This is a genomic window from Isoptericola sp. NPDC060257 (assembly GCF_042726645.1).
GTDB lineage: Bacteria > Actinomycetota > Actinomycetes > Actinomycetales > Cellulomonadaceae > Isoptericola > Isoptericola nanjingensis.
In genome coordinates, this window is sequence record NZ_JBHXAW010000103.1 from 1 (window position 1) to 13451 (window position 13451).

The window sequence follows — 13451 nt, forward strand, 5'->3', positions numbered from 1 at the left end:
GGATCGCTTGGTGGAAGGGTGTGTCGGACGGGTCAGTGGGCGACCGGGTCGACGCCGAGGGACGCGAGCAGCGCGAGCACCCGGCGCCGGATCTCGTCGCGGATGGGACGCACGGCCTCGATGCCCTGGCCGGCGGGGTCGTCGAGCTGCCAGTCCTCGTACCGCTTGCCGGGGAAGATCGGGCAGGCGTCGCCGCAGCCCATCGTGATGACGACGTCCGACGCCTGCACGGCCTCGGTCGTGAGCACCTTGGGCTGCTCGGCGGTGAGGTCGATGCCGGACTCGGCCATGGCCTCGACGGCGACGGGGTTGATGCGGTCGGCGGGCATCGACCCCGCGGAGCGCACCTCGACCGCGCCGCCGGACAGGGCGCGCAGGAAGCCCGCGGCCATCTGGGAGCGGCCGGCGTTGTGCACGCAGACGAACAGGGCGGACGGCCGGGCGCGGTCGTCGGGGAGGGCGGGCATGCCCTCATATTGATCGACGTCGATGCGCGATGCAAGGGGTCGGTGCTCGACGGCTCAGGACTCCGGCTCCACCGGCCCGTCCTCACCCACGACCGCCTCGCCGCAGCTGGTCTCCTGCGCCGTGACGACGACGGGGTCGTCAGGCCCGGCGTCGTCCGCGACGGTCGCCTCGTCGCCGTTCGACGCGTTCAGCGCGGCGTCGTCCAGGTCCACGAAGGTGCGGGTGACGGTGAACGAGCTGCCCTCGGCGGACGTCGCGTTCAGGCCCGCGAGGTGCAGCGCGCCGTCGACCGCGGTGCACCCGACTCCCGTGCCCTGGCCGGTGAAGCCCTTGTCGAACGTGTAGGGCGCGCCGGCGAGGTTCTGCGTCGCGGCGAGGTCGCAGTCGGCGGCGGAGAAGAGCAGCACCTCGCGGCCCGTGTCGACGAGGGCGATCGGGGCGGTGCTGTCCCCGGCCGCCACGACGTTGACGACGGCGGACGCGCGCTGCGGGCTCGCCGAGTCGATCGCGGCCGAGAACGTGGCGCCTGACGCCGTCGTGATCCCGAACCGGCGCTCGGCGCCGCCGGTGAGCCACGCGGTGTCGGGCTCGCCGTCGCCGTCCACGTCGACGACCTCGTGCGTGTCCGCGCCCTCCGGGGTGCCGTCGTCGGTCTCGGCGCAGCCCGCGGCGCCCGTCGTCGTGGGCGAGGAGGACGGGTCGGGGGAGGCGTCCTCCGTCGCGGTCGCGGTCGCGGTGGGCAACGGCGACGCGGCGGTCGCGCCGTCGCCGCCGCCGTCCCGCACGGCCAGCCAGACGACGACGGCGGCCACCAGGACGACGGCGAGCACGATCACTCGCCAGGTCCAGGGGCTGCGGCTCGGGGTGGGCTCGGGGGTGTCGGTCATGGTCCCCAGGCAAACACCGTCAGGCGGGGTCGCGCACGCCGTGCAGTCGGGCGTGCAGGCCGCGCACCTCGTCGGCGAGGGCTGGGGCGGGCCCGCGGGTGGGGACGCCGGGCGCGACGGCGCCCACCGGCAGCGGGGTCACGGGGCCGGGCGCGACGCCCCACTCCTGCAGCCACGCGGTGAGCTGCGCGGTGCTCGAGGCGTAGACGATGGGGCCGAGGCCCACCCAGGCGTGCGCCGCGCTGCACATCGCGCAGTGCTCGCCCGACGTGTACGCGGTGGCGCCCGCCCGCTCCTCGGGGGTGAGGTGCGCGGCCGCCCAGCGGGCGATCTCGAGCTCGGGGTGGCGGGTCTGGTCGCCGTCCTTCACGCGGTTGCGGTCCTCGAACACGACGGCGCCGGCCGCGTCGACCAGCAGCGATCCGAACGGCTCGTCCCCGTCGTCGAGCGCCTCGCGCGCGAGGTCCACGCACCGGCGCAGGTACGGCAGGTCGGCGTCGGTCGTCGCGGACGGCTCCTGGTATCCCATGCGGTCCATCATGCCCCGTCGCGGGCGGGACCGACCGGCCGTGCGGAGGCGTCGTCGAGCAGCGCCAGCTGGGCCCGGACGGCGGCGTCGACGCGCGCGACGTCGTCGGTGGCGAGCAGGTCGAGCAGGGCGCCGCGCAACAGGGCGAGGACCGCCGTGCGGCGGCGGGCGCCGGCCTCCGACTCTCGCTCGCCCGCAGGCTGGTGGGCGGCGAGCAGGGCGAGCCAGTCGTCCACCGTGCCGCGGGCGAAGCCGTGCCACGGCCCGTCGTCGGCTCCGAGGGATCGCGTGTAGGACTCGGCCCACAGCCGCAGCAGGGGGCGGTGCTCCGGGTCCGCCAGCCATTCCCACACGTGCCGGCCCGCGTCGGCGAGGCCCTGCTCGTCGGCCCGGTGGTCCAGGAGCGCGGTCTCGTCCTCGCGAGCCCGGGCGAGCACGGCCCGGACCAGGCCCTCCTTGCTGCCGAACAGCAGGATCAGCACCCGCGGGCTCGACCCGACCGCGGCCGCGAGGGGCCGCAGCGAGAGGTCCGTCAGCCCGTGCTCGAGCGCGTAGCGGTACGCGGCCTCGAGCAGCTCGGTGCGGCGGGGGGAGGGGGGTGGTGCCTGACGCGTCATGGGGGCTACCCTAGCGGACGAGTGAAACAGTCGTTTCAGTCGGCGGCCGGGGGGTCGCCGACCTGACGGAAGGAGGGGGCCATGACCGGGACAGCCGTCCGGCACGCCGTCGTCGTCCGGCCCGCGGACCGGCCGGGGGACCTCGGGTGGATCGTGCAGGCTCACGGCGAGGTGTACCACCGCCAGTTCGGGTGGGACGCGGAGTTCGAGGCGCTCGTGGCCCGGATCGTGGCCGACTACGCGGGCGCGCACGACCCGGCGCGCGAGGCCGCGTGGATCGCGGAGGTGGACGGCCGCCGCGCCGGCTCCATCCTCCTCGTCGCCGACGAGGAGGAGCGCGTCGCGCGGCTGCGCATCCTGCTCGTGGTGCCGGAGGCGCGCGGCCACGGGGTCGGCGGGCGCCTCGTCGAGGAGTGCCTGCGCTTCGCCCGGGAGGCCGGCTACAAGCGGGTCGTGCTGTGGACCAACGACGTGCTCGCCTCCGCCCGGCACCTGTACCAGGCGGCCGGGTTCGCGCTGGTCGACGAGCGGCCGCACCACAGCTTCGGGCACGACCTCGTCGGCCAGACCTGGGCGCTCGACCTCACCCGACCCGCCTGACCCGCCTCACGACCGGCGGCGCAGCGCCGGGTCGTCCTCGTTCGCCTCGAGCGCCGCGATGAGCGTGCGCGCGTCGTGGGGGCCGCGGTGCCGGACGCCGTCGAGGAAGAACGTCGGCGTGCCGCGGGCGCCGGACGCCGCGGCGCTCGCCTCGTCCGCGCGGACCCGGGCGTGCAGGGCCTCGTCCGTCAGGTCGGCGTCGAACCGCTCGAGGTCCAGGCCGAGCGTGGCGGCGTAGCCGCGCAGGTCGTCCGGCTCCAGCCGGGACTGGTGGGCGAACAGCGCGTCGTGCATCTCCCAGAACCGGCCCTGCCGGTGCGCGGCCTCGGCGGCGACGGCCGCGAGGTAGGCGTGCGGGTGCACGTCCCGCAGCGGGAGGTGCCGCACGACGTACCGCACGCGGTCGCCGAAGTGCTCGCGCAGCTCGGCCCCCATCCCGGTCGCGCGGGCGCAGAACGGGCACTCGAAGTCGAGGTACTCGACGACCGTGTGCGCGGCGTCGACGTCGCCCTTCGCGTGGTCGCGGTCGGGGTCGACGGCGGGGGACAGCGTGACCGGCAGGTCCGCGCTCGCCTCGCCGTACCGCACGCGGGCGACGGTGAAGATCGTCCACCCCAGCAAGGTGGACAGCACCATCGCGATGAGGATGCCGACGGTCGCGGCCTGCCCCGCGGGCGTGCCGTCGAACGCGAGGTCCACCACCAGCAGCGACACGGTGAAGCCGATGCCGGACAGGGCCGCGCCGCCGAGCACGCTGCCCGGGCCCACGCCGTCGGGCAGCCTCCCGAGCCCGGCGCGGACCGCGCCCCACGTGCCGAGGCCGATCCCCACGAGCTTGCCCACGACCAGGCCCGCCACGACCCCCCACGTGATCACCGACCCGAGCGCCGCGCCCAGCGCGCCGCCGCGGAGGTCGATCCCCGCGTTGGCCAGCGCGAACAGCGGCACGACGACGAGCGAGACGGGCCCGCGGAGGACGTCGTGGAGGCGGTGGTTGACCGAGATGGACCGGGCGAGCCCGACGCGGGCGTTGCGCGCCACGCTGGCGCTGGGCGACTGCCAGTAGTCGCGGAACAGGCTCTTGGCCTGCAGCACGTCGTCGCGCCGGGTGGCGACGGCGGGCACGAGCAGCCCGGCGAGCATGCCCGCGATCGACGGGTGCACGCCCGCCTGCACGGTCGCGCCCCACAGCACCACGACGACGAGCACGTACGGCGAGCTGCGCCACTCGCGCATCCGGCCCAGCAGCCACAGCACGGCGAGCGCGGCGACGGCGACGAGGAGCGGCGCGAGGCGGACCTCCTCGGAGTAGACGACGCCGATGATGCCGACGGCGAGGAAGTCGTCCACCACGGACAGCGTGAGCAGGAAGACGCGCAGCTGGCTCGACATCGCGGGCCCGACCAGCGCGAGCACGCCCAGCAGGAACGCCGTGTCGGTGCCGACGACGACGCCCCAGCCGTGCGGGTCGGCGTGGCCGGCGACCGCGAGGAAGACGAGCGCGGGCACGATCACCCCGAGCGTGCCCGCCACGAGCGGCACGAGGCGCGAGCTGCGCTGCCGCAGCGACCCGATCGCCAGCTCCTGGCGCACCTCGAGGCCGACGACGAAGAAGAACAGCACCATGAGGCCGTCGTTGACCCAGTGGTGCAGGTCCATGTCGAAGCGCAGGTCGCCGACGTCGACGTGGATCGGCAGCTCCCACAGGTGCTCGTACCAGCCGGACAGCGGCGAGTTCGCCCACACGAGCGCCAGCAGCGTCACGCCCACGAGCAGCAGCGCGGCCCCGGACTCGGTGCGCAGCCGTTCGGCGAGCGCGCGTGCGGCCATGCGGGTGCCTCCCGTCCGTCGTGGGTGCGGGTCCGCGAGGAGCCTATGACGGCCCCGGGCTCCGGTCGCGGGGGGGGACCGGCACGTGGCCCGCGCGGGAAGGAACAGCGCTCAGGCGGTCCGTGTTCCCAGCCAGGGCGCCAGGACGTCCTCGCGACCGAGCCAGCGCAGCCCGCCGTCCGCCACCTCGGCGCCGGTGGCCAGGGCCTCGCCGAAGGCGTCGAGGATGCGGTCGTGCACCTCGCGGGCGTCGCGCGGCTCGCCCGCCCCGACCACGAGGATGCGCGTGACGGGCGGGTGCCCGGCCGCGACCTCGTCCCAGGTGCCGAGGTCCGCGACGCACAGGGCGCCGCCCGCGCCGTCCCACAGGCACGCGGAGTCGGGCCGGTTCGGCACGTGGAAGACGCCGCGGCTGCGCACCGGCCCGGTGCCGAGGTCCTCGACGTGCGCCAGTAGCCGCTCCGGGTGGAAGGGGCGGTCGCTGCGCAGCAGCAGGCTCCAGCTCCGGTCGCGCGGGTCCTTGGCGCGCCGGCGGGCGCCGCGTGCGCCGAGCGGGTGGGCGCGGCGCTCGGCCGCGGCGGGGGCGTGCGATCGGGCGGAGAGCGCGACGGGGTCGAGGTCGTGGAGGCCCTCGACGCGGTCGCTGTCGACGGCGCGCAGCCGGTCGACGAGGCCGCCTCCCGTGGCCGAGGCGCCGGTCGTCACGACCACGTCCACCTGCTCGAGCTGCGCGGCCAGCGCCTCGCCGACGGGCCGCTGGTCGTCGTCGGTGAGCGCGAGCCCGCGCTCGTCGACCAGGTCGTCGCCGAGGAGGTCGGCCTCCAGGGCGTCGAGGTCGACGACGCCGACCGTCGCGGCGAGCCGGAGGGCCTCGAGCGCCCCGCCCGGCTGGGCCTGCGCCGCCAGGGCGCGCGCCACGGGCAGCGGCTCGGCGGTGACGGGCAGGGCGAGCACGAGGTGGGCCCAGCGACCGTCGTCGGCGAGACGGGCGAGGGCCGGCACGGCGTCCTCGCGCACGCTGCACGACACGCACGCGTGCTCGAGCGCCACCGTCTCGTCCTCCAGGACGCCGGTCGCGTCGACGACGACGCGGCGCAGCGCGCCGTCGTCCGGGAGCAGGTCGTGGCGCACCACGACGACGTCGGGAGCCGCCAGGGTCAGGCTGGCGGCGGCGGCGTCGCGCAGCACGGGGTCGACGGCGACGAGCACGCTCAGCGCCGGTGCGGCGGGCGTGGCGGGCGCGTGCGGGCGGTCGGGAATCACGAGCACCTCCGGTGGGTTGGGGATGACGGTACTTGAGAACAGTTCTCAAGTCTGTCACTGTAGCGCCCTGATGAGAACCGTTCTCACAACGGAGGTATCGATGTCCGCCCGCTGCCAGGTGCTCGGCACGGTCCCGGGGTTCGGCCACGCGATCTCGCACTCGCACGTGCGGACGAAGCGCCGCTGGGACCCGAACGTCCAGAAGAAGCGCTACTGGGTGCCCTCGCTCGGCCGCACCGTCACGCTGCGGGTGAGCGCCCGGGGCATCAAGACCATCGACCGCGACGGCATCGAGGTCGTGGTCGCCAGGATCCAGGCACGAGGAGAGAAGGTCTGATGGCCACCCGCACCGACCTGCGCCCGATCGTCAAGCTCCGCTCGACGGCGGGCACGGGCTTCACGTACGTCACCCGCAAGAACCGCCGCAACGACCCCGACCGCGTCGTGCTGCGCAAGTACGACCCCGTCGTGCGCCGGCACGTCGACTTCCGCGAGGAGCGCTGATGGCCAAGACGTCCAAGATCGCCGCCGACGCGCGGCGCCGCGACGTCGTCGAGCGGTACGCCGCCCGGCGGGCCGAGCTCAAGCGCGTCGTCGCGTCGCCGTCGTCCACGGCGGAGGAGCGGGCCACGGCCGTCATGGAGCTGCAGCGCCAGCCCCGCGACGCGAGCCGCACCCGCCTGCGCCACCGCGACGTCGTCGACGGCCGCCCCCGCGGCTACCTGCGCCGCTTCGGGCTGTCCCGCATCCGCCTGCGCCAGCTGGCGCTGCGGGGCGAGCTGCCCGGCGTCACCAAGTCCAGCTGGTGAGAGGAGACACCACCATGAAGCAGAGCATCCACCCCACCTACGGCCCCGTCGTCTTCCGCGACACCAGCGCCGGCACCGCGTTCCTCACGCGCTCCACGCTGGCGGGGGACGCCGCCTCCGGGCCCGGCCGCCCCGCCCGCACGATCGAGTGGGAGGACGGGAACACCTACCCCGTGGTCGACGTCGAGATCTCGGCCGCCAGCCACCCGTTCTGGACCGGGGCCGCGCGCGTCGTCGACACCGCCGGCCGCGTCGAGAAGTTCCGCCGCCGCTACGGGCAGGGTGCCCGATGAAGGTCCGCGCCTCGTTGCGGTCGCTGAAGCGCCTGCCGGGCGCCAAGGTCGTCCGCCGCCGCGGCAGGACGTTCGTCATCAACAAGCAGAACCCCCGGTTCAAGGCCCGCCAGGGCTGAACCGGGGGTTCTCCCCAGACCGACCTGACGAGAGGAGCGGCCGTGGCCGTCCCCAAGCGCAAGACCTCCCGCTCCCGCACCCGCAGCCGCCGGGCCCGGTGGAAGGCCGAGCCGCCGGTGCTCGTCCCCGTGGTCGTGGCCGGCCGCACGGTGCAGGTCCCGCCCCGGCTCCTGCGGGCGGTGCGGCGAGGAGACGTGGACCCGGGCTGACGGGGCCGGGACGCGAGGCGAGCCCGCGGCGCGACGCGCCGCGGGTTTCGTCGTGCCCGCTCTGGTCACCCGCCGTCGTCGCTGGTATGTTCCGCCTATTCGATATATCCAAACGATGGAGTGCGTGGTGACGGACCAGGGTGGCCCCCCGATGCTCGACGAGCGCGTGCTGCGCGAGGTGACCGACCGCGTCGTCGCGGCGTTCGACGTCCCGACGGCCGCCGTCTTCGCCGAGGCGATGCGGCGCACCCTGCGCGACGCCGTCGTGCTCGAGCCCGACGGCACCGCCTTCGTGCTCACCGGCGACATCCCGGCGATGTGGCTGCGCGACTGCGCGGCACAGATGCGCCCGTACCTCGCCCTGCTCGACGTCGACCCGGGGATCGGCGACGTCGTCGCGGCCCTGGTCCGGCGCCAGAGCACCCAGATCCTGCACGACCCGTACGCCAACGCCTTCAACCGGACGCCGGACGGCGCCGGGCACCAGGCCGACCGCACGGCGATGACGCCCGGCGTCTGGGAGCGCAAGTACGAGGTCGACTCGCTCGCGTTCCCCCTCCAGCTCGCGCACCGGCTGTGGCTCGCCACCGGGCGCACGGACCACCTCGACGACACGTTCCGCAAGGCCGCGGAGCTCGTCGTCGCCACGCTCCGGACCGAGCAGGACCACGACGCGCGGTCCGACTACCGGTTCGAGCGCGACGACTGCCCGCCGACCGACACGCTCGTCCGCGACGGCCAGGGGTCGCCCGTCGCCGTCACCGGCATGACCTGGAGCGCGTTCCGCCCCAGCGACGACGCGTGCGTCCACCACTACAACGTGCCCGGCAACCTGTTCGCCGCCGCGTCGCTGCGCGACCTCGCGGAGCTCGCCCTCGGCCCCGTCGCCGACCCGGGCCTGGCCGCGCGGGCCGAGGAGCTCGCCGCCGAGCTCGATGCCGCCACCCGCCGGCACGGCGTCGTGGACCACCCCGAGCACGGGCGGATCTTCGCCTACGAGGTGGACGGCCTCGGCCACCGGCTGCTCATGGACGACTCGAACATGCCGAGCCTGCTCTCCCTGCCGCTCACCGGCGGCGTCGCGCTCGACGACCCGCTCTACGTCGCGACGCGCCGGTTCGCCCTCAGCGACGACAACCCCACCTACGTGCGCGGCACGACCGGTGACGGTCTCGGCAGCCCGCACACGCCGCCGCGCTACGTCTGGCCCATCTCGGCCGCCGTCCGGGGCCTGACCTCGACGGACCCGGCGGAGAAGCGCGCTCTCGTCGCGTCGATGCTCGCGGCCAACGCGGCACGCGGGCGGATGTGCGAGTCGTACCACGTGGACCGCCCCGAGGAGTTCACCAGGGAGTGGTTCAGCTGGGCGGACTCGATGTTCTGCGAGCTCGTGCTCGACGTCGTCGGGTACCACGTCCCCGGGGCACCCGGGGCGGAAGTGTTCAGGCACGACGCATAGGCGGACGTGCGGATCGGCGAAGGAGGCGATCTGAACCATGACGGTGACGACGGCGGCGACGGCGCCGCCGGGCAGGGCTGCGGAGTCCGCGCCCCCGGCCCTGGCACCACGCAGACCTTCACGGCAGTGGAGGATCCAGGAGAGGTGGGCGTGGCTCTTCGTGGCCCTCCCGATCGCCCTGTTCGCGATCTTCGTGGTCATCCCGGCGGGCATGGCGCTCGTCATGAGCTTCACGAGCTATTCGGTCATCGGCGACTCGGGCTGGGTGGGTCTCGACAACTACCGCCGGCTCTTCCTCGACCCGTACTTCTTCATCGCCCTGCGGAACACGGCGTACTACACGGTGCTGTTCGTGCCGCTCGGGATCGTGGTCGCGCTGGCGACGGCCCTGCTGCTGCACCGCAACGTGCGGGTCTCGACGCTCTTCCGGACCTTCTTCTACGTCCCCGTGGTCTCGTCGACGGTGGCGACCGCGACGATCTGGCTGTGGCTGCTCAACCCGCAGTTCGGCATGGTCAACGTCGCGCTCGGCTGGTTCGGCATCGACGGCCCGGCCTGGCTGTACGACTCGAACTGGGCGATGCCGGCGATCGTCATCATGAGCGTCTGGGCCGGCTTCGGCACCAACATGATGATCTACCTCGGCGGCCTGCAGGGGATCCCGCCGCAGCTCTACGAGGCCGCCCGCATCGACGGGGCGGGCTGGTGGCAGCAGCTGCGCTACGTCGTCATGCCGAGCCTGTCGCGCACCACGTTCCTCGTCTCGACCCTCCTGGTGATCGGCGCGTTCCAGGTGTTCGACCAGGCCTACGTGCTCACCAAGGGCGGCCCGGGCAACTCGACGATCACGCTCGTCTACTACATCTACACGCAGGGCTTCGGGAACCTCGAGATGGGCTACGCGTCGGCGATCTCGTTCGTGCTCTTCGCGATCATCGCGATCTTCGCGGTCATCAACGCCCGCGTCACGGGGAGGGACAACACATGAGCGCGCAGACCGCACCCGGCCTGTCCGTCGCGGCCACCGCCGCCCTTGCCGACGGGGCCTCCCGGCCGGCCGTGCTGCACACCAAGCACCGGACCCCGGCGCAGCGCGTGGGCGCCGTCGCCTGGTGGATCGCCGTCGTCGCGGTGGCGGTCCTCACCGTCTTCCCCCTGTTCTGGACGCTGGTCACGTCGCTCAAGCCGGCCGGCGACATCCTGTCCGGGGCGCTGGACCTGATCCCGCGCACCGTCACGCTCGAGAACTACGACCGCGTGCTCACCGAGGTGCCGTTCGGCCGCTACTTCGCGAACTCCATGCTGCTCGCCGTCGCCGGGGTCGTGCTGAACCTGTTCTTCGGCTCCCTCGCCGGGTACGCGTTCGCCAAGCTGAAGTTCCGCGGCAAGCGGGCGCTCTTCGTCACCCTGCTGGGGTCGCTCATGGTGCCCGGCATCGTGACGATGGTGCCGTCCTTCCTGGTGCTGCGCGCCATCCCGTTCGCCGGCGGCAACAACGTCGTCGGGCAGGGCGGCGTCGGCCTGCTCAACACCTGGTGGGCGATCATCCTGCCCGGGGCCGCCGGCGCGTTCGCCGTGTTCTTCATGCGGCAGTTCTTCTCCTCGATCCCGGACGAGCTGGGCGAGGCCGCGCGGATCGACGGCGCGTCCGAGTTCCGGATCTTCGCGCAGGTCTACCTGCCGCTCGCCAAGGCGGGCGCCGCCGTGCTCGCGATCCTCACGTTCCAGGCGGGCTGGAACTCCTTCATGTGGCCGCTGATCGTCCTCAACGTCCAGGAGATGTGGACGGTGCAGGTGGGGCTGGCGTCGTTCGTCACCGATTACGCCACCGACTACGGCCCGCTCATGGCCGGGACCGTGATCACCAGCCTGCCGGTGCTGCTGCTGTTCGTCTTCGCCCAGCGCTACATCATCGAGGGGGTCTCCCATGTCAACGCCCGTTAGCCGCCGCGCGATCCTGCGGGCGCTCGGCCTGGGTGCCGGTGCCGCCGTCCTGTCCTCCTGCGCGGCGCCGAACCAGCCCCGCTACACGGACGCGGGCGCCCGTCGCCTGACCATGTGGGGCAGCTGGGCGGGCGACCAGGCCGCGCAGATCACGACGCAGCTCGACGCGTTCAACGCGGCGCAGTCCGAGTACGAGTTCCGGTACGTGCCGCAGGGCGTGCTCGAGGAGAAGATGCTCACCGGCATCGCCTCGGGCAACGTGCCCGACCTGGTGCTGTGGGACCGGTGGCAGACGGCCAAGTACGGCCGCCGCGGTGCGCTGCAGGCGATCGACTCCTGGGCCGCGCGCGACGGCGTGGACCTGGGGTCCTTCTACGCGGAGTCGGTGCGGGAGATGAGCGTCGGCGACGAGACCTTCGGCCTGCCGCTCATCGTCGACACGCGGGCGCTCTTCTACAACAAGGCGCACCTCGACGAGGCCGGCATCCGCCCGCCGACGACGTGGGCGGAGCTGGCCGACGCCGCCGAGGCGCTGACGGTCCGCGAGGGCGGGCGGCTCACGCGGGCGGGCTTCGAGATCCAGGACGTCGGGCTGTTCAGCATGTGGCTCAAGCAGGCGGGCGGCGAGCTCCTCGACCCGACGGAGCGCCACACGGCCTTCGACTCCCCGCAGGGCCTCGAGGTCCTCGACTTCTGGGACGAGCTGCTGCACGAGCGGCGGGTGTACGAGCTGGGCTTCTCCGACGGCATCGACGCCTTCGCCCAGGGTGCGGTGTCGATCAAGTACGACGGGCCCTGGAACCTCCCCACCTGGGACGCCGTCGACGGCCTCGAGTACGGCGTCGTCCCGGCCGTCGTGGGGCCGCGGGGCGACTCCGGCGCCTCCATGGGCGGCTTCGGCCTCGTCGTCCCCGCCGACGCACCCTGCCCCGAGGGTGCGTGGGAGCTCATGAAGTGGTGGGCGGCGGACCAGGAGAACAGCCTCGCGTTCGCCGAGATCAGCAAGAACATCCCGGCGAACGTCGAGGCGTCGCGACGCGCGGTGGGCACGGTCGACGACCGCTTCGCCCCGATGGTCGAGACCATCGAGGTGGCCTCCGTCCGCCCGCCCGTGCCCGGGTACTCGGACGTCGAGACCCTCGCCCTCATCCCCGCCCTGCAGGAGGTGATGTCGGGATCCCTGGACGGTCCCGCCGCCCTCGCCGACGCCGCCGCGCAGGGCGACCGCATCCTGGAGGCCAACCGATGACGACCACGACCCCCGACGCCGCTCGCGTGCAGACCTGGGCGGGGCGCGCCGACGTCGCGCAGCACAGCGTCGACCTGCTCTACGGGGCCGCCGCGCCGCAGCTGCTGCACAACGGGCATCCCGAGCCCGCCGACGCCACGTTCAACTACTGGTGGCTGGCGCACGTCGTCGACTGCCGGCTCGACGCCTTCGCCCGGACCGGCGACGGCGCGTGGCTCGACGCGGCGCGTGCGACCGCGGCGAACATCCGCGAGCGCAACGGCGGCAGCCTGTTCAACGACTACTTCGACGACATGCTCTGGTACGCCCTCGCCCTGCTGCGGCTGGCCGAGGCGACGCCGGACGACGGCGAGCGCGCGGACGTCGAGGCGGACGTCGTCGCGCTGTGGGAGCACGTGGTGTCGCTCGGGTGGAACGACGTCCACGGGCCGTCGTTGTCGTGGCGCAAGCAGCAGCCCGACTACAAGAACACCCCGGCCAACGGACCCCTGGCGATCCTCGGCGCGCGGCTGGCACGACGCACCGGCGACGGCGCCTTCCTCGACCGTGCGCTGCGCACGGTGGCATGGCTCGAGGAGCACCTGGTCGGGCCGGACGGGTTCGTCGAGGACGGGCTCGGCCGCGAGGGCGGCACGGACGTGGACACGCACTGGCGCTTCACCTACAACCAGGGCTTGTACATCGGCGCCTGCGTCGAGATGTACAGGTCCACGGGGGACGCCGGCTGGCTGGACACGGCCGAGCGGACGGCCCTCACGTCGGTGCGCGAGCTCGCCACGGGCGGCGTCTTCCGCCGCGAGGGCGACCTGGTCGACGACGACGTGCCCGACACGGCGGGCGGCGACGTCGGCCTGTTCAAGGGCGTCTGGTACCGGTACGCGGCGCTGCTGCTCGAGGAGCGGTCCGTCCCCGCGGTCGAGGACCTGGTGCGCACCAGCACCGACGCCCTGTGGGAGCACGGTCTGGTGCCGTACGGCGGCGCGCGCCCGGCGGACGGGGCGCCGATGGCCGCGGTGGAGAGCCTGCGGCACGCGGGCGTGGTGCTGCGGCCGGGGGACGACTGGACCCGGCCGGCACCGACCCAGGTGGGGTACTCGACCGTGCTGAGCGCCGTGATGGCGCTCGAGGTCCGGGCGGCGCTGGGATGACGGGCAGCGCGCGGCCCGAGCCGGGC

18 protein-coding genes are annotated in these 13451 nt (G+C 73.9%); 12 read left to right on the forward strand and 6 right to left on the reverse strand.

Annotation, left to right across the window (positions count from 1 at the left end):
• Nucleotides 1-32: 32 nt before the first annotated feature.
• From ACFWEK_RS10450 to ACFWEK_RS10465, 4 genes are read right to left on the reverse strand one after another with little or no spacing between them, the layout of a single operon-like run.
• Nucleotides 33-467, reverse strand: coding sequence for an arsenate reductase ArsC (locus ACFWEK_RS10450; RefSeq protein ID WP_430554005.1), 435 nt, complete (start codon nucleotides 465-467; stop codon nucleotides 33-35).
• Between the two features lie 54 nt (nucleotides 468-521).
• Complete coding sequence (locus ACFWEK_RS10455; protein WP_430554006.1) at nucleotides 522-1355, reverse strand: hypothetical protein; 834 nt, start codon at nucleotides 1353-1355, stop codon at nucleotides 522-524.
• Between the two features lie 19 nt (nucleotides 1356-1374).
• Complete coding sequence (locus ACFWEK_RS10460; RefSeq protein ID WP_430544741.1) at nucleotides 1375-1884, reverse strand: nucleoside deaminase; 510 nt, start codon at nucleotides 1882-1884, stop codon at nucleotides 1375-1377.
• Between the two features lie 8 nt (nucleotides 1885-1892).
• Nucleotides 1893-2501, reverse strand: coding sequence for a TetR/AcrR family transcriptional regulator (locus ACFWEK_RS10465; protein WP_430554007.1), 609 nt, complete (start codon nucleotides 2499-2501; stop codon nucleotides 1893-1895).
• Between the two features lie 81 nt (nucleotides 2502-2582).
• Between ACFWEK_RS10465 and ACFWEK_RS10470 the strand changes: the two genes are divergently transcribed.
• The gene (locus ACFWEK_RS10470; protein ID WP_430554008.1) at nucleotides 2583-3101 is read left to right on the forward strand and encodes a GNAT family N-acetyltransferase; all 519 of its coding nucleotides are present in this window, start codon (nucleotides 2583-2585) and stop codon (nucleotides 3099-3101) included.
• Between the two features lie 6 nt (nucleotides 3102-3107).
• Here ACFWEK_RS10470 and nhaA read toward each other — a convergent pair whose 3' ends face one another.
• Complete coding sequence (gene nhaA / locus ACFWEK_RS10475) at nucleotides 3108-4931, reverse strand: Na+/H+ antiporter NhaA (RefSeq protein WP_430554009.1); 1824 nt, start codon at nucleotides 4929-4931, stop codon at nucleotides 3108-3110.
• A 111-nt stretch (nucleotides 4932-5042) separates the two neighbouring features.
• Nucleotides 5043-6200: a GTP-binding protein gene (locus tag ACFWEK_RS10480; protein WP_430554010.1), complete on the reverse strand. Its 1158-nt coding sequence runs from the start codon at nucleotides 6198-6200 to the stop codon at nucleotides 5043-5045.
• A 94-nt stretch (nucleotides 6201-6294) separates the two neighbouring features.
• Between ACFWEK_RS10480 and rpmB the strand changes: the two genes are divergently transcribed.
• The 11 genes from rpmB (at nucleotide 6295) to ACFWEK_RS10535 (ending at nucleotide 13425) form a co-directional block, all read left to right on the forward strand.
• Nucleotides 6295-6531 carry a 50S ribosomal protein L28 gene (rpmB, locus tag ACFWEK_RS10485; RefSeq protein ID WP_430544736.1) on the forward strand — a complete coding sequence of 79 codons (237 nt, stop codon included), beginning with the start codon at nucleotides 6295-6297 and terminating at the stop codon, nucleotides 6529-6531.
• Nucleotides 6531-6698 carry a 50S ribosomal protein L33 gene (gene rpmG, locus ACFWEK_RS10490; protein WP_079573907.1) on the forward strand — a complete coding sequence of 56 codons (168 nt, stop codon included), beginning with the start codon at nucleotides 6531-6533 and terminating at the stop codon, nucleotides 6696-6698. The genes rpmB and rpmG overlap by 1 nt, the downstream gene beginning before the upstream one ends.
• On the forward strand, nucleotides 6698-7003 hold the full coding sequence (gene rpsN / locus ACFWEK_RS10495; RefSeq protein WP_430544735.1) for a 30S ribosomal protein S14: 306 nt from the start codon (nucleotides 6698-6700) through the stop codon (nucleotides 7001-7003). The genes rpmG and rpsN overlap by 1 nt, the downstream gene beginning before the upstream one ends.
• A 14-nt stretch (nucleotides 7004-7017) precedes the next feature.
• A complete protein-coding gene (locus ACFWEK_RS10500; protein WP_430544734.1) occupies nucleotides 7018-7296 on the forward strand; it encodes a type B 50S ribosomal protein L31 in 279 nt (92 codons plus the stop codon).
• Nucleotides 7293-7415, forward strand: a complete 123-nt coding sequence (gene ykgO / locus ACFWEK_RS10505) for a type B 50S ribosomal protein L36 (protein ID WP_079573901.1) — start codon at nucleotides 7293-7295, stop codon at nucleotides 7413-7415. Before ACFWEK_RS10500 ends, ykgO begins: the two co-directional genes overlap by 4 nt.
• A gap of 42 nt (nucleotides 7416-7457) precedes the next feature.
• On the forward strand, nucleotides 7458-7625 hold the full coding sequence (rpmF, locus tag ACFWEK_RS10510; RefSeq protein ID WP_430544733.1) for a 50S ribosomal protein L32: 168 nt from the start codon (nucleotides 7458-7460) through the stop codon (nucleotides 7623-7625).
• Between the two features lie 127 nt (nucleotides 7626-7752).
• A complete protein-coding gene (locus tag ACFWEK_RS10515; RefSeq protein WP_430554011.1) occupies nucleotides 7753-9084 on the forward strand; it encodes a glycoside hydrolase family 125 protein in 1332 nt (443 codons plus the stop codon).
• 160 nt (nucleotides 9085-9244) lie between these two features.
• A complete protein-coding gene (locus ACFWEK_RS10520) occupies nucleotides 9245-10072 on the forward strand; it encodes a carbohydrate ABC transporter permease (protein WP_429762927.1) in 828 nt (275 codons plus the stop codon).
• Complete coding sequence (locus ACFWEK_RS10525) at nucleotides 10069-11028, forward strand: carbohydrate ABC transporter permease (protein WP_430554012.1); 960 nt, start codon at nucleotides 10069-10071, stop codon at nucleotides 11026-11028. The genes ACFWEK_RS10520 and ACFWEK_RS10525 overlap by 4 nt, the downstream gene beginning before the upstream one ends.
• Nucleotides 11012-12277 carry an ABC transporter substrate-binding protein gene (locus ACFWEK_RS10530; protein WP_429762929.1) on the forward strand — a complete coding sequence of 422 codons (1266 nt, stop codon included), beginning with the start codon at nucleotides 11012-11014 and terminating at the stop codon, nucleotides 12275-12277. Before ACFWEK_RS10525 ends, ACFWEK_RS10530 begins: the two co-directional genes overlap by 17 nt.
• Nucleotides 12274-13425, forward strand: a complete 1152-nt coding sequence (locus ACFWEK_RS10535; RefSeq protein WP_430554013.1) for a glycoside hydrolase family 76 protein — start codon at nucleotides 12274-12276, stop codon at nucleotides 13423-13425. The genes ACFWEK_RS10530 and ACFWEK_RS10535 overlap by 4 nt, the downstream gene beginning before the upstream one ends.
• Nucleotides 13426-13451 lie beyond the last annotated feature (26 nt).

Bases quoted from the DNA above. Each gene is read 5' to 3' on its own strand.
- ACFWEK_RS10530 (WP_429762929.1), top strand. From the start codon at position 11,012: ATGTCAACGCCCGTTAGCCGCCGCGCGATCCTGCGGGCGCTCGGCCTG.
- ACFWEK_RS10460 (WP_430544741.1), bottom strand. From the start codon at position 1,884: ATGGGATACCAGGAGCCGTCCGCGACGACCGACGCCGACCTGCCGTAC.
- ACFWEK_RS10500 (WP_430544734.1), top strand. From the start codon at position 7,018: ATGAAGCAGAGCATCCACCCCACCTACGGCCCCGTCGTCTTCCGCGAC.
- ACFWEK_RS10455 (WP_430554006.1), bottom strand. From the start codon at position 1,355: ATGACCGACACCCCCGAGCCCACCCCGAGCCGCAGCCCCTGGACCTGG.
- ACFWEK_RS10525 (WP_430554012.1), top strand. From the start codon at position 10,069: ATGAGCGCGCAGACCGCACCCGGCCTGTCCGTCGCGGCCACCGCCGCC.
- ACFWEK_RS10450 (WP_430554005.1), bottom strand. From the start codon at position 467: ATGCCCGCCCTCCCCGACGACCGCGCCCGGCCGTCCGCCCTGTTCGTC.
- rpsN (WP_430544735.1), top strand. From the start codon at position 6,698: ATGGCCAAGACGTCCAAGATCGCCGCCGACGCGCGGCGCCGCGACGTC.
- ykgO (WP_079573901.1), top strand. From the start codon at position 7,293: ATGAAGGTCCGCGCCTCGTTGCGGTCGCTGAAGCGCCTGCCGGGCGCC.
- ACFWEK_RS10465 (WP_430554007.1), bottom strand. From the start codon at position 2,501: ATGACGCGTCAGGCACCACCCCCCTCCCCCCGCCGCACCGAGCTGCTC.
- rpmG (WP_079573907.1), top strand. From the start codon at position 6,531: ATGGCCACCCGCACCGACCTGCGCCCGATCGTCAAGCTCCGCTCGACG.
- ACFWEK_RS10470 (WP_430554008.1), top strand. From the start codon at position 2,583: ATGACCGGGACAGCCGTCCGGCACGCCGTCGTCGTCCGGCCCGCGGAC.
- nhaA (WP_430554009.1), bottom strand. From the start codon at position 4,931: ATGGCCGCACGCGCGCTCGCCGAACGGCTGCGCACCGAGTCCGGGGCC.
- rpmB (WP_430544736.1), top strand. From the start codon at position 6,295: ATGTCCGCCCGCTGCCAGGTGCTCGGCACGGTCCCGGGGTTCGGCCAC.
- ACFWEK_RS10535 (WP_430554013.1), top strand. From the start codon at position 12,274: ATGACGACCACGACCCCCGACGCCGCTCGCGTGCAGACCTGGGCGGGG.